The sequence below is a fragment of the Pseudomonas sp. BF-RE-22 genome (assembly GCF_019956155.1).
In the GTDB taxonomy this organism is placed as follows: domain Bacteria; phylum Pseudomonadota; class Gammaproteobacteria; order Pseudomonadales; family Pseudomonadaceae; genus Aquipseudomonas; species Aquipseudomonas migulae.
This window is the reverse complement of record NZ_JAHBDD010000055.1, coordinates 74817-98631: the sequence shown is the minus strand read 5'-3', so window position 1 is coordinate 98631 and position 23815 is coordinate 74817. Positions and strand designations below refer to the sequence as shown.

General features: G+C 60.1%; 17 protein-coding genes. 15 read left to right on the top strand and 2 right to left on the bottom strand.

What is annotated here, in order from left to right; all coding sequences use genetic code 11:
• Nucleotides 1-379: 379 nt before the first annotated feature.
• Complete coding sequence (locus KGA82_RS23070) at nucleotides 380-1756, bottom strand: L-serine ammonia-lyase (protein WP_192416756.1); 1377 nt, start codon at nucleotides 1754-1756, stop codon at nucleotides 380-382.
• 437 nt (nucleotides 1757-2193) lie between these two features.
• On the opposite strand from KGA82_RS23070, the gene KGA82_RS23065 reads away from it, so the two are divergent.
• From KGA82_RS23065 to choV, 3 genes are all read left to right on the top strand, one after another.
• Nucleotides 2194-3144: a choline ABC transporter substrate-binding protein gene (locus KGA82_RS23065; RefSeq protein ID WP_008044795.1), complete on the top strand. Its 951-nt coding sequence runs from the start codon at nucleotides 2194-2196 to the stop codon at nucleotides 3142-3144.
• Nucleotides 3145-3221: 77 nt separating this feature from the next.
• A complete protein-coding gene (gene choW / locus KGA82_RS23060; protein WP_008033268.1) occupies nucleotides 3222-4067 on the top strand; it encodes a choline ABC transporter permease subunit in 846 nt (281 codons plus the stop codon).
• Nucleotides 4064-5242 carry a choline ABC transporter ATP-binding protein gene (choV, locus tag KGA82_RS23055; protein WP_223452605.1) on the top strand — a complete coding sequence of 393 codons (1179 nt, stop codon included), beginning with the start codon at nucleotides 4064-4066 and terminating at the stop codon, nucleotides 5240-5242. The genes choW and choV overlap by 4 nt, the downstream gene beginning before the upstream one ends.
• 202 nt (nucleotides 5243-5444) lie before the next feature.
• Here the strand turns inward: choV and KGA82_RS23050 are convergent, their stop codons facing one another.
• The gene (locus KGA82_RS23050; RefSeq protein WP_223452651.1) at nucleotides 5445-7394 is read right to left on the bottom strand and encodes a BCCT family transporter; all 1950 of its coding nucleotides are present in this window, start codon (nucleotides 7392-7394) and stop codon (nucleotides 5445-5447) included.
• Between the two features lie 379 nt (nucleotides 7395-7773).
• On the opposite strand from KGA82_RS23050, the gene betI reads away from it, so the two are divergent.
• From betI to yccS, 12 genes are all read left to right on the top strand, one after another.
• Entirely contained in the window at nucleotides 7774-8367 is a 594-nt protein-coding gene (gene betI, locus KGA82_RS23045) for a transcriptional regulator BetI (RefSeq protein ID WP_008033272.1), read from the top strand.
• Between the two features lie 107 nt (nucleotides 8368-8474).
• Entirely contained in the window at nucleotides 8475-9947 is a 1473-nt protein-coding gene (gene betB, locus KGA82_RS23040) for a betaine-aldehyde dehydrogenase (RefSeq protein ID WP_008033273.1), read from the top strand.
• Nucleotides 9948-10092: 145 nt separating this feature from the next.
• Entirely contained in the window at nucleotides 10093-11796 is a 1704-nt protein-coding gene (gene betA, locus KGA82_RS23035) for a choline dehydrogenase (protein WP_223452604.1), read from the top strand.
• Nucleotides 11797-11977: 181 nt separating this feature from the next.
• Nucleotides 11978-12979, top strand: a complete 1002-nt coding sequence (locus KGA82_RS23030; RefSeq protein WP_223452603.1) for a hypothetical protein — start codon at nucleotides 11978-11980, stop codon at nucleotides 12977-12979.
• The gene (locus KGA82_RS23025) at nucleotides 12979-13701 is read left to right on the top strand and encodes an AzlC family ABC transporter permease (RefSeq protein WP_223452602.1); all 723 of its coding nucleotides are present in this window, start codon (nucleotides 12979-12981) and stop codon (nucleotides 13699-13701) included. The genes KGA82_RS23030 and KGA82_RS23025 overlap by 1 nt, the downstream gene beginning before the upstream one ends.
• An 11-nt stretch (nucleotides 13702-13712) precedes the next feature.
• On the top strand, nucleotides 13713-14048 hold the full coding sequence (locus tag KGA82_RS23020; RefSeq protein WP_259331664.1) for an AzlD domain-containing protein: 336 nt from the start codon (nucleotides 13713-13715) through the stop codon (nucleotides 14046-14048).
• 215 nt (nucleotides 14049-14263) lie between these two features.
• A complete protein-coding gene (locus KGA82_RS23015) occupies nucleotides 14264-15706 on the top strand; it encodes a TldD/PmbA family protein (protein ID WP_223452601.1) in 1443 nt (480 codons plus the stop codon).
• Nucleotides 15706-17043: a TldD/PmbA family protein gene (locus KGA82_RS23010; RefSeq protein ID WP_223452600.1), complete on the top strand. Its 1338-nt coding sequence runs from the start codon at nucleotides 15706-15708 to the stop codon at nucleotides 17041-17043. The genes KGA82_RS23015 and KGA82_RS23010 overlap by 1 nt, the downstream gene beginning before the upstream one ends.
• 113 nt (nucleotides 17044-17156) lie before the next feature.
• Entirely contained in the window at nucleotides 17157-18584 is a 1428-nt protein-coding gene (gene mdtD, locus KGA82_RS23005; protein WP_223413605.1) for a multidrug transporter subunit MdtD, read from the top strand.
• A gap of 105 nt (nucleotides 18585-18689) precedes the next feature.
• Complete coding sequence (gene dbpA, locus KGA82_RS23000) at nucleotides 18690-20027, top strand: ATP-dependent RNA helicase DbpA (protein ID WP_230427581.1); 1338 nt, start codon at nucleotides 18690-18692, stop codon at nucleotides 20025-20027.
• Nucleotides 20028-20172: 145 nt separating this feature from the next.
• Nucleotides 20173-21351, top strand: coding sequence for an NAD(P)/FAD-dependent oxidoreductase (locus KGA82_RS22995; RefSeq protein WP_008044773.1), 1179 nt, complete (start codon nucleotides 20173-20175; stop codon nucleotides 21349-21351).
• 240 nt (nucleotides 21352-21591) lie between these two features.
• Nucleotides 21592-23775 carry a YccS family putative transporter gene (yccS, locus tag KGA82_RS22990; protein ID WP_192227573.1) on the top strand — a complete coding sequence of 728 codons (2184 nt, stop codon included), beginning with the start codon at nucleotides 21592-21594 and terminating at the stop codon, nucleotides 23773-23775.
• Nucleotides 23776-23815 lie beyond the last annotated feature (40 nt).

Below are 23815 nucleotides of genomic sequence, written 5' to 3'. Positions count from 1 at the left end.
TGAAAACGACGTCGCAGCCTGTCTATATAAGCCGCGTCACGAGTAGGGGTTATAAGTGGCATTCACAGGGGTAAGCGCTCTGCCGCGTTGCGTGTGAGCAAATCGGTAGCACTTGTGGGAACAGGCCTGCGACGACTTCGGAAAGAGTGTCACCGCAGGCACAGGGGACGGACGGTCAGGGCCGGTTTGGATCCCTGACGTGTTGCAATGCGCTTATCTGTAAGCGACGCGCCAAAACGTGGCGCGTTTTCAATCCGGTGTTCACTTAGCGCGCAGTTTTGACTGGTCTGACGCCTTCGCGGGCAAGCCTCGCTCCTACAAGAGCACCGCACGTTCCCTGTAGGAGTGAAGCTTGCTCGCGAATGGGATCGCCTCGGTCTCAGCACTCAACCGCGCTAACCGCCAACCCGCCCCGCGATGTCTCTTTATATTTGTCATGCATATCTGCCCCGGTATCTCGCATGGTGCGGATCACCCGGTCCAGCGAAATAAAGTGCTGGCCGTCGCCACGCAACGCCATCTGCGCCGCGTTGATCGCTTTCACCGCGGCAATCGCGTTGCGCTCGATGCACGGCACCTGCACCAACCCGCCGACCGGGTCGCAGGTCAGGCCGAGGTTGTGTTCCAGGCCGATTTCCGCCGCGTTGCACAACTGCTCCGGCGTAGCGCCAAGAATCTCCGCCAACCCGGCCGCCGCCATCGCGCAAGCCGATCCGACTTCGCCCTGGCAACCGACTTCCGCGCCGGAGATGGAGGCGTTCTTCTTGCACAGAATCCCCACCGCCGCGGCACCGAGGAAATAGTCGACCACGTTGGCGTCCGTCACCACCTCGCTGAACTTCATGAAGTAGTGCAACACCGCCGGAATGATCCCCGCCGCGCCATTGGTCGGCGCCGTGACCATGCGCCCGCCGGCCGCGTTTTCTTCGTTGACCGCGAGGGCGAACAGGTTGACCCATTCCATCGCGCTCAGGGTCGAGCCGATGACGTTGGGTTTGTTCAGCTCCTGCAGGCTGCGGTGCAATTTGGCCGCGCGACGGCGCACGTTCAGGCCACCCGGCAGGATGCCTTCGTGCTTGAGGCCTTGCTCGACGCAATCCTGCATGGCCCGCCAGAGTTTCATCAGGCCGGCGCGGATTTCGTCTTCGCTGCGCCAGACCTTCTCGTTGGCCATCATCAATTCGGCCACGCGCAGATTGTGCTTCTGGCAGAGGCTGAGCAGTTCGGCGGCACTGGAGAAATCGTATGGCAACACCGTGCGATCCAGATCCACCACACCGCTGGAGGCTTGTGCTTCATCGACGACAAAGCCACCGCCGACGGAATAGTAGGTGTCGCGATGCAGCTCACCGTCATCGCCTTCGGCGACCAGGGTCATGGCGTTCGGATGGAACGGCAGGTTTTCGTCGATCAGGCGCATGTCCCGCGCCCAGATGAACGGCACCGGCAAGCGGCCATCCAGCAACAGGGTGTGGGTTTCGCGCAGGGTTTCAATGCGGATGCCGATTTGCGACGGGTCGATCGCGTCCGGCCATTCGCCCATCAGGCCCATGATCACCGCGTTGTCGCTGCCGTGCCCAATGCCGGTGGCCGACAACGAACCATAAAGCTGGACCTCGACACGCCGCACTTGCTCCAAAAGCCCCTGCTCACGCAAACCTTGCACGAACAGCGCCGCGGCGCGCATCGGCCCCACGGTGTGCGAACTGGAAGGGCCGATGCCGATTTTGAACAGGTCGAAAACGCTGATAGCCATTACTGCCGAACTCCTGGATATGCCAACTCCAGGCGCAAAAGCGCCCGGTGACGGAGCTGCTACGCTCAAGCTGCAATCCGCCGGTATGGCTGCATCATCAGGCTTTTACCGTGTCGCTCGACGTCCAGTACCGACGCACTCTTGTCCACCAGCGCCGTGTGCGTTTTACGCTGCTTTTTCGCCGTTTTTTTGCGGTTCAGGTGGGCAAACGGGGCTGAAAAAATCTGTAAACGACGTCACCGACACTGGATGCGACCATCCCTGTACTGGATACGACGCACCCTGTAGGCGTCAGATTTTCACTGGTACATGATCGTATCGACTCGATTGCAAGGCGCCGTGGTAGAGCTGTCTCCAAAACGCCATCCAACCGCAACCTATAAGTGCGGTGGTCCACAGTCGGAACACTGCCAAAAAAAACACCAAGGAGTCCATCCATGAAAGGTTCCCCGTCGTTGTTGTTGGCCGCCATGCTGAGTCTGCCGTTACTGGCTCAAGCCGCAGAACCCGCTCAGTGCAGTACCGTAAACTTCTCCGATGTCGGCTGGACTGACATTACTGTCACCACCGCCACCACCAGCGTCGTGCTCGATGCCCTGGGCTACAAAACCAAAACCACAATGATTTCCGTGCCGGTGACCTACAAGTCGCTGGCCGACGGCAAGAACATGGACGTATTCCTGGGTAACTGGATGCCGACCATGGAAAACGACATCAAGGCCTACCGCGACGCCGGCACCGTGGACACCCTGCGTGCCAACCTCGAAAACGCAAAATACACACTCGCCGTCCCGGAAGAGTTGTATAACAAAGGTCTGAAAGATTTCGCCGACATCGCCAAGTTCAAGAAAGAACTCGACGGCAAGATCTATGGCATCGAACCGGGTAACGACGGCAACCGTCTGATCCAGAGCATGATCGACAAAGACGCCTTCGGCTTGAAAGCCGCCGGTTTCAAGGTGGTCGAATCCAGCGAAGCCGGCATGCTCTCGCAAGTCGATCGCGCCCAGCGCCGCAACACCGCCGTGGTGTTCCTGGGTTGGGAACCGCACCCGATGAACACACGATTCAAGATGAAGTACCTGACTGGCGGCGACGAGTTCTTCGGCCCCAACTTTGGTCAGGCGACCATCTTCACCAATACCCGCAAGGGTTATGCCCAGGAATGCAGCAACGTTGGACAGTTGCTGAAAAACCTGGTGTTCACCCTCGACATGGAAAGCACGCTGATGGGCAACGTCCTGGACGACAAAATGAAGCCTGACGCGGCCGCCAAGGCCTGGCTGAAGAAGAATCCACAGGTGCTCGATACCTGGCTCGCTGGCGTGACCACCATTGACGGTAAACCAGGCCTGGAGGCCGTTAAAGCCAAGCTCGCGCAGCCTTGAATTAAGAAGCACCGCTTACGCCGGGCGGGCTCGCCCGCCCGGGCTGTTTATTTCCTTGCATGCGGACGTTCACTACCATGCTGATTGATCAGAAAATACCTCTAGGCCAGTACATCGCGGGCTTCGTTGAATGGTTGACGCAACACGGCGCCAACACCTTCGACGCAATCGCCGTGTCACTGGAAACGATGATCCACGGCGTGACTTTTGCGCTGACCTGGTTCAACCCGCTGGCATTGATCGGCCTCATCGCGCTACTGGCACACTTTATTCAACGAAAATGGGGGCTGACTGCTTTCGTCATCGCTTCCTTCCTGCTGATCCTCAATCTGGGGTACTGGCAGGAAACCATGGAAACCCTAGCCCAGGTGTTGTTCGCCACCCTGGTCTGCGTGGTCATCGGCGTGCCGCTGGGCATCGTCGCCGCGCACAAACCGATGTTCTACACCCTGATGCGTCCGGTGCTCGATCTGATGCAGACCGTACCGACCTTCGTTTACCTCATTCCTACCCTGACCCTCTTCGGTCTGGGTGTGGTCCCGGGTCTGATCTCCACGGTGGTGTTCGCGATTGCCGCGCCTATCCGCCTGACTTACCTGGGTATTCGCGATGTCCCGGAAGAATTGATGGACGCAGGCAAAGCCTTTGGCTGCTCGCGACGTCAGCTGCTCTCACGGATTGAATTGCCCCACGCCATGCCAAGCATCGCGGCCGGTATCACCCAGTGCATCATGCTGTCGTTGTCGATGGTGGTGATTGCGGCACTGGTGGGCGCCGACGGCCTGGGCAAACCCGTGGTCAATGCACTGAACACTGCTGATATCGCCCTGGGCTTCGAAGCAGGCCTGGCGATCGTATTGCTGGCGATCATGCTCGACCGTATCTGCAAACAACCCGACGCTAAAGTAGGGGGTGACGCATGAGCATTATTCGCTTCGAAGACGTCGACGTGATCTTCACCAAAGATCCGCGCGAAGCCTTGAAACTTCTCGACCAGGGCATGACCCGTAACGAGATCCTGAAAAAGACCGGGCAGATCGTCGGCGTCGAAAAGGCCACCCTGGATATCGAGAAAGGCGAAATCTGCGTGCTGATGGGCCTGTCCGGCTCCGGCAAGTCCAGCCTGCTGCGTTGCATCAACGGCCTCAACACCGTGAGCCGCGGCAAGCTGTTCGTCGAGCATGAAGGCAAGCAGATCGACATCGCTTCCTGCACCCCGGCGGAACTGAAAATGATGCGCACCAAGCGCATTGCGATGGTGTTCCAGAAGTTCGCCCTGATGCCATGGCTGACGGTGCGCGAGAACATCAGTTTCGGTCTGGAAATGCAGGGTCGGCCGGAGAAGGAACGCAAACGACTGGTCGATGAAAAACTTGAGCTGGTGGGCCTGACCCAATGGCGCAACAAGAAACCCAACGAGCTCTCCGGCGGTATGCAACAACGTGTGGGCCTGGCCCGCGCGCTGGCGATGGACGCCGACATTCTGCTGATGGACGAACCGTTCTCGGCCCTCGACCCATTGATCCGCCAAGGCCTGCAGGACGAACTGCTGGAGCTGCAAAGCAAGCTGAACAAAACCATCGTCTTCGTGAGCCACGACCTCGATGAAGCACTGAAGCTGGGCAGCCGTATCGCGATCATGAAAGACGGTCGGATCGTCCAGTACAGCAAGCCGGAAGAAATCGTTCTCAACCCGGCGGACGACTATGTGCGGACCTTTGTCGCCCACACCAATCCGCTGAACGTTTTGTGCGGTCGCAGCCTGATGCGCACCCTGGACAACTGCAAGCGCATCAACGGTTCGGTCTGCCTGGATCCGGGTGGCGATTCGTGGCTGGACCTGGCAGAAGGCAACACCATCAAAGGCGCACGCCAGAACGGTGCGAGCCTGGACCTGCAGAACTGGATCCCGGGGCAAGCCGTTGAAGGCCTGGGCCGTCGTCCAACGCTGGTGGACTCCAACATCGGCATGCGCGATGCGCTGCAGATTCGTTATCACACCGGCAACAAACTGGTGCTGCACGACAACAACAAAGTGGTCGGGATTCTCGGCGACAGCGAGCTGTATCACGCACTGCTCGGCAAGAACCTGGGGTAAGGCAACACACACAAAAACGCCGCGACAGGATCGCGGCGTTTTTGTTTGTGGGATATCGAGGGAGATGTGTATTGCCCCATCGGGCCCCTTCGCGGGCAAGCCTCGCTCCTACAAGGCCAGCGTAAACCTGTAGGAGCGAGGCTTGCCCGCGAAGAACACGACGCGGTGCTTCAGACTGAAACACCGCGTCACTTACAACTTATTAGCTATAAACCCGGCCAAGGAGCTGCCGATGGCTTTCAAACTGATCGAGCACGTCACGAGTGATCTGATCCTGAGTGAAGCCCATCAGGTCGTAGTCCTGGCTGCCATTGTGCAGGTACACCTCGGCGCGGTAGTAACGGGCGCGAGGTTCATCGGCACTTTCAGCCGACACCGTGTCGCTCGCCGCTGCCAGATAGCCGTCCAGGCTCACTTCGTAGACAAAAGGGTTGCCCTCTTCCATCTCGATGCGCACGCCCATGCAACGCTTGGACTTGCCCAGCAACGTTTGCACGTCCAGGCCTTTACCACGCAATTGCACCACGGCCTCTTCCAGCGCAGGGCTGACTTGCTTGTCCATGAAGCGCTGAACGATCGACTGGTTCGGTTGCAGGTCCAACTGAGTCAGACGCTCGCTGAAACCACGACGACCGCGCGCCGCCAGTTCCGCTTGCTCCTGTTCGATCTGCACGTCCTGGCGCATGGCCTTGTGCAAGCCGAACATGAAGAACACCAGCACCACCGAGAACGGCAAACCGGCCAACACCACCATGGTTTGCATGGCTTCGAAGTTACCGGCGAACAGCAGACCGATGGTCACCAGGGTGATCACAACGGACCAGAAGATCCGCAGCCAGTGCGGCGCATCTTCGTCGACGTTGCCGCCCTTGCACGAAAGGTTGGCCATCATCACCGCGCCGGAATCCGCCGGGGTCAGGAACAGCACGAAACCGACGAAAATCGACACGCCGATCACCACTTTCGACGCCGGGTAATGCTCAAGCAACTGGTAGATAGCCATGGACGGCTGTTGCAGCGCCGTCTTCCCGAGTTCCACCGCCCCGTGGTTCATCACCAGGTCCAGGGCCGAGTTACCGAAGATCGACAGCCACGCCAGGGTGAAACCCAGCGGAATCAGCAGCACGCCGGCCACCAGTTCACGCACGGTACGACCACGGGAAATACGCGCGATGAACATGCCTACGAATGGGGCCCAGGAAATCCACCAGGCCCAGTAGAACAGAGTCCACAGGCCCAACCAGCGGTCGGACTTCTCACTGTCGCCTTCGTACACATAGAGGTCGAAGGTCTTCAGCACCACGCCGTTCAGGTAGTCACCGACGTTCTGCACGAAGCCGTTAAGCAGGTGCAAGGTCGGGCCAAACAGCAGCACGAAAATCAGCAGGCCGCTGAACAGCACGATATTCAGGTTGGACAGACGACGGATGCCGTTTTCCACACCCGACACGGCAGCGATGGTCGCCACGGTGCTCATCACGATGATCACGATCAGCAGGTTGGTGTTGCTGTGTTCCATGCCGAACAGGTTTTCAAGGCCCGACGACACTTGCAGCGAACCAATCCCCAGGTTCGTCACCAGACCCAACAGGGTCACGAACATGCCGAAGCCGTCCACCGCGTGACCGGCCGCGCCTTTGACCCAACGCTCACCGACCAGCGGATACAGCGCCGAACGCAACGCCAGCGGCTGGTTATGACGGTAGGCAAAGTACGCCACGGCCAGGCCGACCAAGGCGTAGATCGCCCAGCCATGCAGGCCCCAGTGCAGGAAGGTCAGCTGTACCGCCTGACGCGCGGCCATGTTGCTGGCCGAAACGCCTTCCGGCGGATTGAAGTAGTGATCCAGCGGCTCGGACGCACCGAAGTACAACAGCGAGATGCCGATACCCGAGGAGAACAGCATCCCCGCCCAGGCGCCGTAGCTGAAATCCGGGGTGTCGTCCTTGCTGCCCAGTTTGAGCTTGCCGTAGGACGAAAACGCCAGGCCGACCACGAATACCAGGTAAGCGGCGATCACCACCATGTAGTACCAGCCAAAGCTGCGGGACAGCCACGCCTGGGCGATACCGAGCAATCTGCCAGCCTCTTGCGGGGCGATGATCAGAATGGCGGTCAACAGCAGAATCAGCGCGGTAGAGGTGTAGAACACCCAACCGTTGACCGTCACCTTCTCGGGCGGGGTCTTTATTAGAGAGGCAGAACTCATGGCACAGATGCTCCAGGCAGTGCGAGAGAAGAACACAAGGCAGCGCGTTACCCGACCAATCGGTTAGTTGGCAGCCGACCGGCGGGTGATATAAAGACAACCCGAAAAAAGCCCGAAACCCATAAGCACCAGTGCGTAGGGGTTTCGAGCCGTTTTGGACGTCGGTTTATCGCCTTTTACACGTAGGAAAAACCTGTAAGCAGCGACGATTTGTCGCAGATCTTATTCTTTGTTGATTGAACGTTCAATCAAAACAAAATAGACTGGCCCTCAATCCGATAGACGTTTTGCGTCTGCCGGAAGGCCTAAGGAGATGTGCAAGATGCCCAAGGTCGGTATGCAACCCATCCGCCGCCAGCAATTGATCGAAGCCACCTTGCTGGCCGTCGATCAAGTCGGAATGGGGGACGCCAGCATTGCGCTGATCGCCCGTTTGGCCGGTGTCTCGAACGGCATCATCAGTCACTATTTTCAGGACAAGAACGGCCTGATAGCTGCCACGGCGCAGTACCTGATGAGTGTCCTCAGCGAGAACGTCACCGCGCGCCGTCAGGCGCTGACAGATGCCAGCCCGCGGGCGCATCTGCAGGTGATCATCGAAGGCAACTTCGACGCCAGCCAGGTCAATGGCCCGGCAATGAAAACCTGGCTGGCCTTCTGGGCCACCAGCATGCACCACCCGTCTTTGCACAGGTTGCAGCGGATCAACGATCACCGTCTGTATTCCAACCTGTGCTGCCAGTTCCGCCGCGTATTGCCGCTCGATGACGCGCGCAGTGCAGCCCGGGGCCTGGCAGCGTTGATTGACGGTTTGTGGTTGCGCGGCGCGCTGTCGGGAGATGCTTTCGACACGGAACAGGCGCACCGGATCGCTTACGAATACATGGATTTCCAACTGGCCAAGCAGGTGAGTTAGAGCACACATAAAACGCTCAACCCCTGAACCGCCACTGACCAGCGTGCCAGCGCTACACGGCACGCCCAGTGGTCAACGCCAACCACTTATGCACTTGCGAGGACACTATGGCCCGTTTCGAACTGCAAAAACTCTACATCGATGGCGGTTACTCCGACGCCAGCAGCGACGCCACTTTCGAAGCCATCAACCCGGCTAACGGTGAAGTCCTCGCAAAAGTACAGCGTGCGACCAAGGAAGACGTAGAGCGCGCTGTAGTCAGCGCCGAAAAGGGCCAGAAAATCTGGGCTGCAATGACTGCCATGGAGCGTTCGCGCATCCTGCGTCGCGCCGTTGACATCCTGCGCGAGCGCAACGATGAACTGGCCGCCCTGGAAACCCTGGACACCGGCAAGTCGTTCTCCGAAACCAAGTATGTCGACATCGTTACCGGCGCCGACGTGCTGGAATACTACGCAGGCTTGGTCCCAGCCATCGAAGGCGAGCAGATCCCGCTGCGCACCACTTCTTTCGTTTACACCCGTCGCGAGCCGCTGGGCGTCGTGGCCGGTATCGGCGCGTGGAACTACCCGATCCAGATCGCCCTGTGGAAATCCGCGCCTGCCCTGGCGGCCGGTAACGCGATGATCTTCAAGCCAAGCGAAGTCACTTCCCTGACCACGCTGAAACTGGCCGAGATCTACACCGAGGCAGGCCTGCCAGCCGGCGTGTTCAACGTATTGACCGGCAGCGGCCGTGAAGTCGGCACCTGGTTGACCGAGCACCCGCGCATCGAAAAAATCTCCTTCACCGGCGGCACCGACACCGGCAAGAAGGTCATGGCCAGCGCTTCCGCTTCGTCGTTGAAAGACGTCACCATGGAACTGGGCGGCAAATCCCCGCTGATCATTTTCGACGACGCCGACCTCGATCGCGCCGCCGATACCGCGATGATGGCCAACTTCTACAGCTCCGGCCAGGTCTGCACCAACGGCACTCGCGTGTTCGTACCGAGCCACCTGAAAGCCGCTTTCGAAGCCAAGATCGCTGAGCGCGTTGCGCGCATCCGCGTCGGCAATCCGGAAGACGAAAACACCAACTTCGGCCCGCTGGTCAGCTTCGCCCACATGGAAAGCGTGCTGGGCTACATCGCCAAAGGCAAAGAAGAAGGCGCTCGCGTGCTGTGCGGCGGCGGCCGTCTGACCGACGGCGAATTCGCCAAAGGCGCGTTCGTGGCACCGACCGTGTTCACCGATTGCACCGACGAGATGACCATCGTTCGCGAAGAAATCTTCGGCCCGGTGATGGCGATCCTGACTTACGAAACCGAAGAAGAAGTGATCCGTCGTGCCAACGACACCGACTTCGGCCTGGCCGCAGGCGTCGTCACCAAGGACCTGAACCGCGCTCACCGCGTGATTCATCAGCTGGAAGCCGGTATCTGCTGGATCAACGCCTGGGGCGAGTCCGACGCGAAGATGCCGGTTGGCGGCTACAAGCAATCCGGTGTGGGTCGTGAAAACGGCATCAGCTCGCTGAACAACTTCACACGCATCAAATCGGTACAGGTTGAGCTGGGCGATTACGCCTCGGTGTTCTAAGGCGATATCCGCTTCGCCTGCGAGGCCGTCATCGCCAGCAGGCTGGCTCCCACAGGAGTACGCATTCCAATGTGGGAGCCAGCCTGCTGGCGATCGAGTGCGAAGCACTCGCCCGACCTGACCATATTTAAAGAAGGTGCATTCAATGTCCCAAGAATTCGATTACATCATCATCGGTGCCGGCTCGGCCGGTAACACCCTGGCGACCCGTCTGACTGAAGACGAAGGCGTCACCGTCCTGCTGCTCGAAGCAGGCGGCCCGGATTACCGGATGGATTTCCGCACGCAAATGCCAGCGGCCCTGGCGTTCCCGCTGCAAGGTCGTCGCTACAACTGGGCGTACGAAACCGATCCAGAGCCACACATGGACGGTCGCCGGATGGAATGCGGTCGCGGCAAGGGCCTGGGCGGTTCTTCGCTGATCAACGGCATGTGCTACATCCGCGGCAACGCGATGGACTACGACAACTGGGCCAAGCTGCCAGGCCTGGAAGACTGGGACTACCTGAACTGCCTGCCGTACTTCCGCAAGGCCGAAACCCGCGACATCGGCCCGAACGACTACCACGGTGGCGAAGGTCCGGTCAGCGTGACCACGCCGAAAGCCGGCAACAACCCGCTGTTCCACGCCATGGTTGAAGCCGGCGTGCAAGCCGGTTATCCGCGCACCGAAGACCTGAACGGTTACCAGCAAGAAGGCTTCGGCCCGATGGACCGCACCGTGACGCCGAAGGGCCGTCGCGCCAGCACCGCTCGCGGCTACCTGGACACTGCTAAAAAGCGTTCGACCCTGACCATCGTCACTCACGCCCTGACCGACAAGATCCTGTTCGAAGGCAAGCGTGCCGTCGGCGTGCGTTACCTGATCGGCGCCGCTGAAGAGCGCGTTGAAGTCCGCGCCCGCAAAGAAGTGCTGCTGTGCTCCGGCGCCATCGCTTCGCCGCAGATTCTGCAACGTTCCGGCGTCGGCCCGGCCGAACTGCTGAACAAGCTCGACATCCCGGTGGTCCACGACCTGCCAGGCGTCGGCGAAAACCTGCAGGATCACCTCGAGTTGTACCTGCAATACGCCTGCACCCAACCGGTCTCGCTGTACCCGTCGCTGCTCTTGCACAACCAGCCGGCCATCGGCGCCGAGTGGCTGTTCAACGGCACCGGCATCGGCGCCAGCAACCAGTTCGAAGCCGGTGGTTTCATCCGCACCCGTCCGGAATTCGAATGGCCGAACATCCAGTACCACTTCCTGCCGGTCGCGATTAACTACAACGGCAGCAACGGTGTGAAAGAGCACGGTTTCCAGGCGCACATGGGTTCCATGCGTTCGCCGAGCCGTGGTCGCATCCAGGCCAAGTCCAAGGATCCGCGCGAGTACCCGAGCATCCTGTTCAACTACATGGCCACCGAGCAGGACTGGCAGGAATTCCGTGACGGCATCCGCCTGACCCGTGAAATCATGCAACAGCCTGCACTGGACGCTTTCCGTGGCCGCGAAATCAGCCCGGGCATTGAAGTGCAAACCGATGAGCAGCTCGACAAGTTCATCCGCGAACACGCCGAAACCGCGTTTCACCCGTCCTGCTCGTGCAAGATGGGCACCGACGAGATGGCTGTGGTCGATGGCGAAGGCCGTGTGCACGGCATGCAAGGTCTGCGTGTGGTCGATGCCTCGATCATGCCGATCATCACCACCGGCAACCTGAACGCACCGACGATCATGATCGCCGAGAAAATCGCCGACAAGATCCGTGGTCGCAAGCCATTGCCGCGCAGCACTGCCAGCTACTACGTGGCCGGTGACGCTCCGGTGAAAGGCAAGCCTCTGCGTGATGTGAGCGCGACAGCACGCTGATAGCCGCTCTGCAAAACCGCAAACCGCCACCTCTTCGGAGGCTGGCGGTTTTTTATTGCCTTGAATAAGCCACTCACCCCGTCCAGCCCGCAACAAAACTCGCAACACTTATAGGGGGCTTCAAACTTAATAGTTGCATTAAGATCAGCACCAAACAAAAACCTGATTATCAAGGATGATAATGAATACCCACTATGCAAACCCAACTGTATCAGCCAGCTTATTCCGACAAGCAATAGCAAAAGAAACAACAATCACTCTGAACTTCGACTATCTCAGCGGCATGATCGAAGCGTGGTGGATGAAAAATCACGACCTGAGTATTCATGAGCTGAAAATCCAGCTGATCAATATCTTTGCAACTTACCTCCACCCGGAAGATGCCTACTATTTCGATAAATTAGGGCAAGCGCACGACGGCGTGGCCGCCGTGTGCATCAAGAATATCTTCCACCTCGATTCACCCAGGCTGGCCCTGACGGTGCATGAAGCGCTCGCCGATTTGTTCCATCTGGTTGACATCAAATACGACTATGAAGAACACAAAGCCTTATATCTTAAACCGGCGGCAGAAAAATATCGGGAATGGGGAAATGGCTATGGAGATATCACACCGCATTCCGACGACTTGTATGAAAACCTCAGCGTGGACTTCCTGGCATTAACAGTTTGCCGAGACACTACTCATACGCCGACGGCTTATTATTTTCCCGCAGACTTGCTCTGCGACCTTGATAACGAAGACATTGAAACACTGCTTGGCATGCAAGCCAGGTTTATTTCAGGCAAAAACGTCAACGGTTCGAAAGAGCGAATTCGCAATGTCGTTGAATACGACGACCACTACGGCTACCGGTTCTCTCTGGACTTCCGGATCGACCCGCACAACGGTGAGCGGATGCGAGCGGTCAACGGCGGCCAACATGTCCTCGACAAGATCAGAGCCCAGCTGCCCACCGCCAGGCACAGTGTCTCGACAGCCGAGACCGGAACCTTCCTGATCGTGGCCAACCATAAGATCCTGCACGCGCGCCCCATGCTGAACATGAGTGAAGATGCCGTGCGCACCCAGGCCGCCACTTCAACACTGGCCACCACACCTCGCCTGCTGTTTCGCAGCAAAGGCCCCAGGAAACAGTATTACGCGCTGAATGCATCCGACTGTCCGCGGGAAACTTGCTGATGGTTGCTGGAAAACCGCCTTGTCATTCGTCAGCCAAGGTCTTCCAGGAAGGCGCGCGGGATGCGATCAGCTTCGGTGTCGCCTTCCTGTTTCTGTATTTGTCGATCGGGATGGTAGGCGCCGCACAGTCGTTAACCCTGGGGCAGACCCTGGCAACAACCTTGTTGATATTTTCTACGCCGCTACAGTTTTTGCTTCTGCAAAACTACAACGATGGCTGGCTGTTGATTCCGGTCATTCTGGCGCTCAACGTGCGATTTCTGCTGCTCTCGGCCGCGCTGGCGCCGTACCTGAAGCACGTCTCGACAAGCAACATACTGCCCTCGCTGATCCTGATAACGCCGTCGATATTCACGGCCTGCATGACCCGCTTCAAACAACGAACCGATCACCCCTTCACTTACATGCTCGGCGTGGGCTTGCCGATATTTGTCGTGTCGATTGTGTGTACCTGCATCGGCTTCATCGCCGGTGCCGGGTTGGCGTCGCCGGTGACTACGGCCGTGATGACGATGCTGTTGCCGCTTCAGTTCACCGCACTGGCCGGCAAACACTGGCCGCATTACGCCGAAGTGTCCAGCTACTGGCTGGGCTTCATCGGCGCGCCAGTGCTGGTGCTGTTCTTCAAGGATTACAGCTTGCTCATCACACCGTTTTTGATCGGTGGCGTGACCGTGTTGATTGAAAACGCCTGGACCGAACAAGGAGTGCGCAGCCAATGACAGTTTGGTTTTTGATCGGCTTTGCCGCCGTCAGCGCACTGGCGTTTCGCGCCCTGCCCTTTGCCTTTAAAAACACGACGGCGCTGACGCGCACCCACGGTTCGTTTTATCGGTTTATCAACTACAGCGCACAAGCCATGCTGGGGGTAATCATTTATGACACGGCCTTCAACAAACAGGATGCGCCGAGCCTGATGCAACAGTTTGAAAGTCTGGATGCACTGAAGCTGATCCTGCTGCTGGGGACCTTCATTGTGGTCGCCAAAACCAGAAAAATACTTCCCGCTTTCCTGGCCAGCCTGATGATTTATCTGACGGCGGTCGTCTATCTCTATGGCGGGCAGTAAGCCCCGCCCCCTCTCACCACCGTAACCAATGCCATCGCGAGCAGATCACGACACGGTATGCCCGCGAGCCTCGGCCTTCACGCTGATTAAATATTTCCTACGCAGCTCTGCGCTTGATCCTACCCCCACGCAGGCCTAATCTAGCGCCACGCAAACGTTTCACCCCCCCTTCGCAACACCGCTGCATCGCCACTCCAGACCAAGGAGGTTCCCGAATGTTCGATTTCCACCCCCAGCTCAAGCAGCGCTTTGCTGCCTTGCGCACGGGCGCTGAATTCTTTTCTCTGCGATACGTGCGCGAGTCCGGCCAGTACCTGTCGGTACGCAAGAACGTTGCCGAACCTCCGAGCCTGAGCCGTGACGAAGGCGCGATGCTGACCGTTCGTGTCAACGGCGTTGAAGCCTACGCCGCGACCAATGACCTGTCGCCGCAAGGCCTGCAATCGGCGCTGGACCGAGCCGAGCAACAAGCTCGCCTGCTCAAGCCTCACGCGCTGCTAGACCTGCGTGAGCAAGCCGTTTCCAGCCACCGCGCCGACTATTTTTCGCCGAACCTCGAGCAGCCCTTCCCGTCCCTGAGCGATTGCTACCAACTGCTCGGCGCCGAATCCGCGGCAGTGCCCAAGGACGAGCGACTGGTGAACTGGCAGGTCAGCATCGGCATCACCCATGTCGAGCAGATCTACCTCAACAGCGCCGGTGCCGAGCTGCGCCAGGCCCAGCGTTTCGTCTATCCGGGCCTCGATGTCACGGCCTACGACGGCAACGACAGCCAGACCCGCAGCCTCGGCCGCGAGAACTTCGGCCAGCAGGGCAGCGCTGATGTCATCAGCCGTTGCGGCCTGATCGGCGCCGGTCCAAAAGTTGCCGATCAAGCATTGCAATTGCTGCTCGCGCCGAACACGCCGCAAGGCCCACGCGACCTGCTGCTGATGCCCGACCAGATGATGCTGCAGATCCACGAATCCATCGGTCACCCGCTGGAACTCGATCGCATCCTCGGTGACGAGCGCAATTACGCCGGCACCAGTTTCGTCAAGGCCGAAGACTTCGGCCATTTGCAGTACGGTTCGAAACTGCTGAACGTCACCTTCGACCCGGACATTCCCGAGCAGCTCGCCAGCTACGGTCATGACGACGACGGCACTGCCGCGAGCAAGCAATTCCTGATCAAGCAGGGCTTGCTCCTGCGCCCATTGGGCGGTGCACTTTCGCAGTTCCGCGCGGGCATGGACGGCGTTGCCAACAGCCGTGCCTGCGGCTGGAACCGCCCACCGATCGACCGCATGGCCAACCTCAATATCGAGCCCGGCGACCAGCCGCTGGAACAACTGATCGGCAACATCGAGCACGGTATTTTGATGAGCACCAACCGTTCCTGGTCCATCGACGATGCGCGCAACAAGTTCCAGTTTGGCTGCGAATGGGGCCAGTTGATCGAAAACGGCGAACTCAAAGGCGTGGTGAAAAACCCGAACTACCGGGCGATTTCCGCGCAGTTCTGGAAAAGCCTCAGCGCCGTCGGCGACGCCAGCACCTTCAAGGTTCTGGGCACGCCGAACTGCGGCAAGGGCGAACCGAATCAGGTGATCCGTGTCGGCCATGCATCACCGGCCTGCGTGTTCAGCAACGTGGATGTATTTGGGGGAGACGCCTGATGAGCACTTCAAAAAGTCAGGCTGATTCGTTCAAGGCCTTGGTCAACGGGTTGCGCGAGGCGATTCGCGAACCGGAGCAATTCACCCTCAGCTACGCCGCCGAATCGTCGGCCTTCGTGCGTTTCAATCATGCCAAGGTGCGGCAGGCCGGGCAGGTGCAACAGGCGAGCGTCGGTCTCAAGCTGATCAACGACGGACGCCACGCTGACCTCGACATCACACTGTCGGGCGATGCGCACGTCGACGCCCAGCGTCTGGCCGAAGGCCTGCAACAGTTGCGCGACACCCTGCCGCTACTACCGCAGGATCCGTACTTGCTGCTCAACTACACCGGCTGGCAAAGCAAGAATGTGCAGGAGCATCCGCTGCCGGACACCGAGCAGGTGGTCGCCGAAATCACCCGGGCCGCCGAAGGGCTGGATCTGGTGGGTTTCTACGCCGCCGGCCCGATCAGTCGCGGTTTCGCCAGTTCCTCAGGCGCGTTCGGCTGGCATCAGGCCAACAGCTTCAACTTCGACTTCAGCCTGTTTCATGCAAACGGCCAGGCGGTGAAAGCCAGCTACGCCGGCCATGACTGGAACAGCGAAGGGTTTGCCCGGCGCTTCCAGCAGGCGCGTGAGCAGCTTGAGTTTCTGGGGCGGCCACTGCGTACGTTGGCACCGGGTCAGTATCGCGCTTACCTGGCACCGGCCGCGCTGGAAGAAATCATGGGCATGTTGTCCTGGGGTGGCTTTTCGGCGCAGTCGATTGCCAGCAAAAGCAGTCCGTTGCAGAAACTCTATGCGGGCGACCATTCGTTCAGTCCGCTGGTGTCCCTTGACGAGCAAGTCAGCGGTTCGTTGAGCCCGGCATTTTCTGACGAGGGTTATCCACGCAGCGACCTGAAACTGATCGTCGAAGGTAAGGCCGATGCGCAATTGGTCGACTCTCGCAGTGCCGCCGAATACGGCCTGACGGCCAACGGCGCCAGCGGCGGTGAATCGCCGACCGCGCTGAACATGGCGCCAGGCGCGCTTGCCGATGCCGAGATCCTCAAGCAACTGGGCACGGGCTTGTACATCAGCAACCTCTGGTACCTGAATTACTCGGACCAACCGATGGCACGCATGACCGGCATGACGCGGTTTGCGACGTTCTGGGTCGAGAATGGCGAGATACAGGCGCCGGTCAGCACCATGCGTTTTGACGACAGTGCTTACAGTTTGCTGGGTTCGCAGCTGGAAGCGTTGACCGAAGAGCGTGAGTTGTTGCTGTCGGCGAGCACTTACAGCCAGCGGGCCACGGCATCGGCACTGTTGCCGGGCGCGCTGATCAGCCGCCTGACGTTGACCCTCTAAAAGCTTCGCGGGCAAGCCTCGCTCCTACAAGGACAGCGAAACCCTTGTAGGAGCGAGGCTTGCCCGCGAAGAAGCCGCCACGGTTAATCAGATTCACACTGACAAGAGGTCCCATGCCCAACCGCCCGCCTCTCGACGCTGTCACCGCCCGCTGGTTGCCGTGGGTCGTCGCCATTGCCTTCTTCATGCAGTCCCTCGACGGGACCATCCTCAACACCGCCCTGCCGGCCATGGCCCGCGATCTGGCGGAAGACCCGCTGCGCATGCAGGGCGTGATCATCGCCTACATGCTCACCGTCGCGTTGCTGATCCCCGCCTCGGGCTGGATCGCCGACCGCTTCGGCACCAAGAAAATCTTCTTCGGTGCGATCCTGCTGTTCAGCTTCGGCTCGTTGCTCTGCGCCTTGTCGAGCAGCCTGAGCATGCTGATCGGCGCCCGGGTGATTCAGGGCCTGGGCGGTGCGCTGATGCTGCCGGTCGGGCGGCTGGTGGTGCTGCGGGCCTACCCGCGCTCGGAACTGGTGCGGATCATGGGTTTCATCACCATTCCCGGCCTGCTTGGCCCGTTGATCGGCCCGACCATGGGCGGCTGGATGGTGGAATACCTGACGTGGCACTGGATCTTCCTGATCAACCTGCCGGTCGGCGTCGTCGGTTGCTACGCGGTGTGGAAATTCATCCCAGACCTGCGCGGCACTGAGCGCACACGGTTCGACAGCCTCGGCTTTTTGCTGTTTGGCGCAGCGATGGTGCTGATCACCATCGCCATGGAAGGCCTCGGCGAACTGCACCTGCCACACCTGCGCGTGATGTTGCTGCTGTTCGGCGGCATGGCGTGCCTGGCGGCGTACTGGTTGCGGGCCGGGCACATCGACAATCCGCTGTTCGCGCCGTCGCTGTTCAAGACCCGCACGTTCGCCGTCGGCATCCTCGGCAACCTGTTCGCCCGTCTCGGCAGCGGCGCACTGCCCTTCCTCGTGCCGTTGCTGCTGCAAGTGGCGCTGGGCTACTCGCCATCGCAGGCGGGGATGAGCATGCTGCCGCTGGCAGCGGCGGCGATGGTCGCCAAGTCGGTGGCGCGGCCACTGATCGAGCGCCTGGGTTATCGCATTGTGCTGACCGGCAACACCCTGGCGCTGGGGCTGATGCTGGCAAGCATGGGCCTGGTCAGCGAGCAGACGCCGTACTGGCTGCTGCTGGGCATGCTGGCGATTCTCGGCGCGATCAACTCGTTGCAGTTCACCGCGATGAACACCGTGACCCTGATTGACCTCGATGACGCCAGCGCCAGCAGCGGCAACAGCCTGCTATCGGTGGTCGCGCAATTGTCCCTCAGCCTGGGCGTTGCATGCGCCGGTGCGCTGCTTGGCGGGTTCACGGCAGAGATCGGAAACGACGGCGTGGACACGGTGCTGGGCGCGTTCCAACTCACGTTTGTGACCGTCGGAATCATGGCGATGCTGGCCGCGACGATCTTCTCGCAGCTGTCGAGAGAAGACGGACGGCGCGTCAAGCGTCCGGAAGAACACATCGAACCTTAGGGCCAATGGCCATGGGACTGGTACACTGCGCGACATTTTGTTTTGCAGGCCAGTCCCGTGACCACCATCGCCACCGCTTTTAATACTTTGCCGCTGTCCGCCGCCATGCTGGCTAACCTCGACTCCCTCGGTTATGCCCAGATGACGCCGATCCAGGCGCAAAGCTTGCCGGTGATCCTCAAGGGGATGGACCTGATCGCCCAGGCCAAGACCGGCAGCGGCAAGACCGCAGCCTTCGGCATCGGCCTGCTGAACCCGATCAATCCGCGCTTCTTCGGCTGCCAGGCGCTGGTCATTTGCCCAACGCGTGAACTGGCTGACCAGGTTGCCAAGGAAATCCGTCGCCTGGCCCGCGCCGAAGACAACATCAAGGTCCTGACCTTGTGCGGCGGCGTGTCGTTCGGTCCGCAGATCGGCTCGCTGGAGCACGGCGCGCACATCATCGTCGGCACTCCGGGTCGTATCCAGCAGCACCTGCGCAAGGGTTCGCTGGTGCTTCATGGCCTGAACACGCTGATCCTCGATGAAGCCGACCGCATGCTCGACATGGGTTTCTACGACTCCATCGAAGAAATCATCGCCCAGTGCCCGGAACGTCGTCAGACCCTGCTGTTCTCCGCCACTTACCCGGTGGGCATCAAGCAGTTGGCCTCCAAGTTCATGCGCAACCCGCAGCAAGTGAAGGCCGAGGCGTTCCACGACGACACGCAGATCGAGCAGCGCTTCTACGAGATCTCTCCGGAAGAGCGCATGGACGCCGTGGTCAAAGTCCTCGCGCATCACCGCCCGGCCTCTTGCGTGGCCTTCTGCTTCACCAAGCAGCAGGTTCAGGAAACCGTCGATCACCTGACCGCCAAAGGCATCTCCGCCGTCGGCCTGCACGGCGATCTGGAACAACGTGATCGCGACCAGGTGCTGACGATGTTTGCCAACCGCAGTACTTCGGTACTGGTTGCCACCGACGTCGCCGCTCGTGGTCTGGACATCGATGCGCTGGACATGGTGATCAACGTCGAACTGGCGCGTGATTCGGAAATCCACATTCACCGCGTTGGCCGTACTGGCCGCGCCGGTGAAAAAGGCATCGCGATCAGCCTGGTCGCCCCGTCCGAAGCGCACCGCGCCCAGGCCATCGAGCAACTGCAGAAGTCGCCGTTGAGCTGGGATCAGCTGGACAACCTCAAGTCCCAGGGCGGTGGTCCGTTGCTGCCACAAATGAGCACGTTGGTCATCGGCGCTGGCCGTAAAGACAAAGTGCGTCCGGGCGATATTCTGGGTGCATTGACTGGCGATGCAGGGATTCCGGGCGCGCAGGTTGGCAAGATCGCGATTTTCGACTTCCAGGCGTTCGTTGCCGTGGAACGCGCAGTTGCCAAGCAGGCAGTGCAACGCCTGAACGACGGCAAGATCAAAGGCCGCTCGCTGCGCGTTCGTATCTTGTAAGAACAACACTGCCCCTGTAGGAGCGAGGCTTGCCCGCGAAGAACGAAAACTCGGTTTACCTGACTCTCCGCGTTATCGTTCTTCGCGGGCAAGCCTCGCTCCTACAGATATAGGCTGGCTCCGAGATTTATGTGAGGACACCGTTTTGCGCTCTACCGAAGTCGTGATCATTGGCGCTGGCGCCGCAGGGTTGATGTGTGCGCTGACCGCCGCCGGGCGCGGGCGCAAGGTGATGTTGCTCGACCACGCGAACAAGGCCGGCAAGAAAATCCTGATGTCGGGCGGTGGCCGCTGCAATTTCACCAACATGTACACCGAACCGGGCAATTTTCTCTCGCAGAACGAACACTTCTGCAAATCCGCACTGGCGCGCTACACGCAGTGGGATTTCATCGGCATGGTCGCCAAGCACGGCGTGCCGTACCACGAGAAGAAACTCGGCCAGTTGTTCTGCGATAACAAATCCAGCGACATCCTCGAAATGCTGCTCAACGAGTGCGATCAGGTTGGCGTCAGCCTGCACCTGGACACGTCGATCCAGACCATCGAGAAGCTGGAAAGCGGCTATCTGCTGGACACCACACTGGGCCAGATCACCTGTGAATCGTTGGTGATCGCCACGGGCGGCCTGTCGATCCCGACGCTCGGCGCCACCGGTTTCGGTTACCAGGTCGCGAAGCAGTTTGGCCACGAACTGCTGCCGACCCGCGCCGGCCTGGTGCCCTTCACCATCACTGATCAGCTCAAAGAGCTTTGCACCGAACTGTCCGGTACGTCGGTGGATTGCCTGGTGAGCTGCAACGATCAGAGCTTTCGCGAGAACATCCTGTTTACCCATCGCGGCCTCAGCGGTCCGGCGATTTTGCAGATTTCCTCGTTCTGGGAATCCGGCGACCCGGTAGAGATCAACCTGATGCCGGATCACGATGTACCGAGCTGGCTGCAACAGCAGCAGGCCGAACGCCCCAACAGCGAGTTGAAAACCCTGCTCGGCGAAATTTTCACCAAGAAGATGGCCAACCTGCTGGCGGACAACTGGTTCGTCTCCAAACCGATGAAGCAATACACCCACGCGGAAATTGCCGACATCGCCGAGAAGCTGGCGAGCTGGAAAGTGGTGCCGGCCGGGACCGAAGGCTACCGCACCGCCGAAGTGACCTTGGGCGGTGTCGACACCAACGAAGTCTCGTCCAAGACCATGGAATCGCTGAAAAGCCCCGGGCTGTACTTCATCGGCGAAGTGCTCGACGTGACCGGGCATCTGGGCGGTTTCAACTTCCAGTGGGCGTGGGCCTCCGGGTACGCCGCCGCGCAATTCGTCTGACGTACCGCGTTATCGTTCTTCGCGGGCAAGTCGGAACGCCGCCCGCTCGCTCCTACAGGTGATATGCCAGTTTTCAGGTGGCGCAAAACCTGTAGGAGCGAGGCTTGCCCGCGAAGGCGTCCCGACAGACGACATAGAACTTAAGGAACAGATTTTGCTGTCAGATGTGATCGGCGCCATTGCGTCGGCGTCATTACTGGCTCAATTTAGCGTCATTGCCTCGGAAGGCCCTCGCACTTCATGCCATCGACCCCTTTTCGTCAGTCCCTGCGTCGCCTCTGGGCGCTGGATAAATTCAGTTACAGCGTGCGGGTGTTCATCGCCCTGACCGGCAGCATGGCGCTGTGTTGGTATCAGGATGAAATGGGGCTGCTGATCCCGTTGTTCCTGGGGATCATCGCCAGCGCCCTGGCCGAAACCGACGACAGCTGGCAGGGCCGCCTCAATTCGCTGGCCGTGACGCTGGTTTGCTTCATCGTCGCGGCCCTGTCCGTCGAACTGCTGTTCCCCTACCCCGTCCTGTTCATCATCGCTTTCGCATTGGCCGCTTTCTGCCTGACCATGCTCGGTGCGCTCGGCGAACGTTATGGCGCGATTGCCTCGGCGACGTTGATTCTGTCGGTCTACACCATGATCGGCGTGGACCAGCGCGGCGGCGCAGTGACCGACTTCTGGCACGAGCCGGTGCTGCTGGTGGCCGGCGCGGCCTGGTACGGTTTGCTTTCGGTGTTGTGGCAGGCGATGTTTTCCAACCAGCCGGTGCAGCAGAGCCTGGCGCGGTTGTTCCGCGAACTGGGCTTTTACCTGAAGCTGAAATCGTCGCTGTTCGAGCCGATCCGGCAGATGGACGTGGAAGCGCGCCGACTGGAACTGGCCCAGCAGAACGGTCGGGTCGTGGCAGCCCTGAACGCTGCCAAGGAAATCATTCTGCACCGGGTCGGCAACGGTCGACCGGGCTCGAAAGTCAGCCGTTACCTGAAGCTCTACTTCCTCGCTCAGGACATCCACGAGCGCGCCAGCTCCTCGCACTATCCGTACAACGCGCTGGCCGACGCCTTTTTCCACAGCGACGTGCTGTTCCGCTGTCAGCGCCTGCTGCGCCAACAGGGCAAGGCTTGCCGAGCGCTGGCGGAATCGATCCAGATGCGTCAGCCATTCATCTATGACGCCAGCTTTGCCGAAGCCCTCAGCGACCTGCACGCGTCCCTCGAACACCTGCGCATCCAGAGCAACCCGGCCTGGCGCGGACTGCTGCGCTCCTTGCGCGCCCTGGCCGCCAACCTCGGCACCCTCGACCGCTTGCTCAGCGATGCGAGCAACCCCGACGCCCTCGCCGACGCCACCGACAGCAGCCTGCTCGACCGTTCGCCACGCAGCCTCAAGGATGTGTGGATTCGCTTGCGCACGCAGCTGACGCCGACCTCGCTGCTGTTCCGCCATGCCCTGCGTTTGCCCCTGGCATTGAGCATCGGCTACGGCATGGTGCATTTGATTCACCCGTCGCAGGGTTACTGGATCATCCTCACCACGCTGTTCGTCTGCCAACCGAACTACGGCGCGACCCGCCGCAAGCTCGGTCAGCGGATCATCGGCACCGCCATCGGCCTGACCGTGGCGTGGGCGCTGTTCGATCTGTTCCCGAATCCGCTGATCCAGTCGTGCTTCGCCATCGCCGCCGGCGTGGTGTTCTTTATCAACCGTACCACCCGCTACACCCTGGCCACGGCCGCGATCACGCTGATGGTGCTGTTCTGCTTCAACCAGGTCGGCGACGGTTACGGCCTGTTCCTGCCGCGCCTGTTCGATACCTTGCTCGGCAGCCTGATCGCCGGCCTGGCGGTGTTCCTGTTCCTGCCGGACTGGCAGGGCCGACGCTTGAACAAAGTGTTGGCCAACACCCTCACCTGCAACAGCATTTACCTGCGCCAGATCATGCAGCAATACGCCGCCGGCAAGAGCGACGACCTGGCTTATCGCCTGGCCCGGCGCAACGCACACAACGCCGATGCGGCGCTCTCGACCACGCTCGCCAACATGCTGATGGAGCCGGGGCATTTCCGTAAGGAGGCGGATGTCGGGTTCCGCTTCCTGGTGTTGTCGCACACCTTGCTCAGCTATTTGTCAGGACTGGGTGCACACCGTGAAACCCAACTGCCGGCGGACGTGCGCGAACAATTGATCGAAGGGGCCGGCGTGAAACTGGCGGCGAGCATCGATGAAATCGCTCAAGGGTTGGCGAGCAAACTGCCGATTGCGATTCAGAGTGATGAGGAAGAGGCGCTGGCCAATGAGCTGGAGCAGATGCCGGATGAGATCGATGAAGGGCAGCGATTGGTGCAGACGCAGTTGGCGTTGATCTGCCGGCAGTTGGGGCCGTTACGGACGTTGGCGGCGCATTTGATCAAGGACACCGGCGAGGATTGAGATGTGTGGTGAGTGGGCCGGCCTCTTCGCGGGCAAGCCT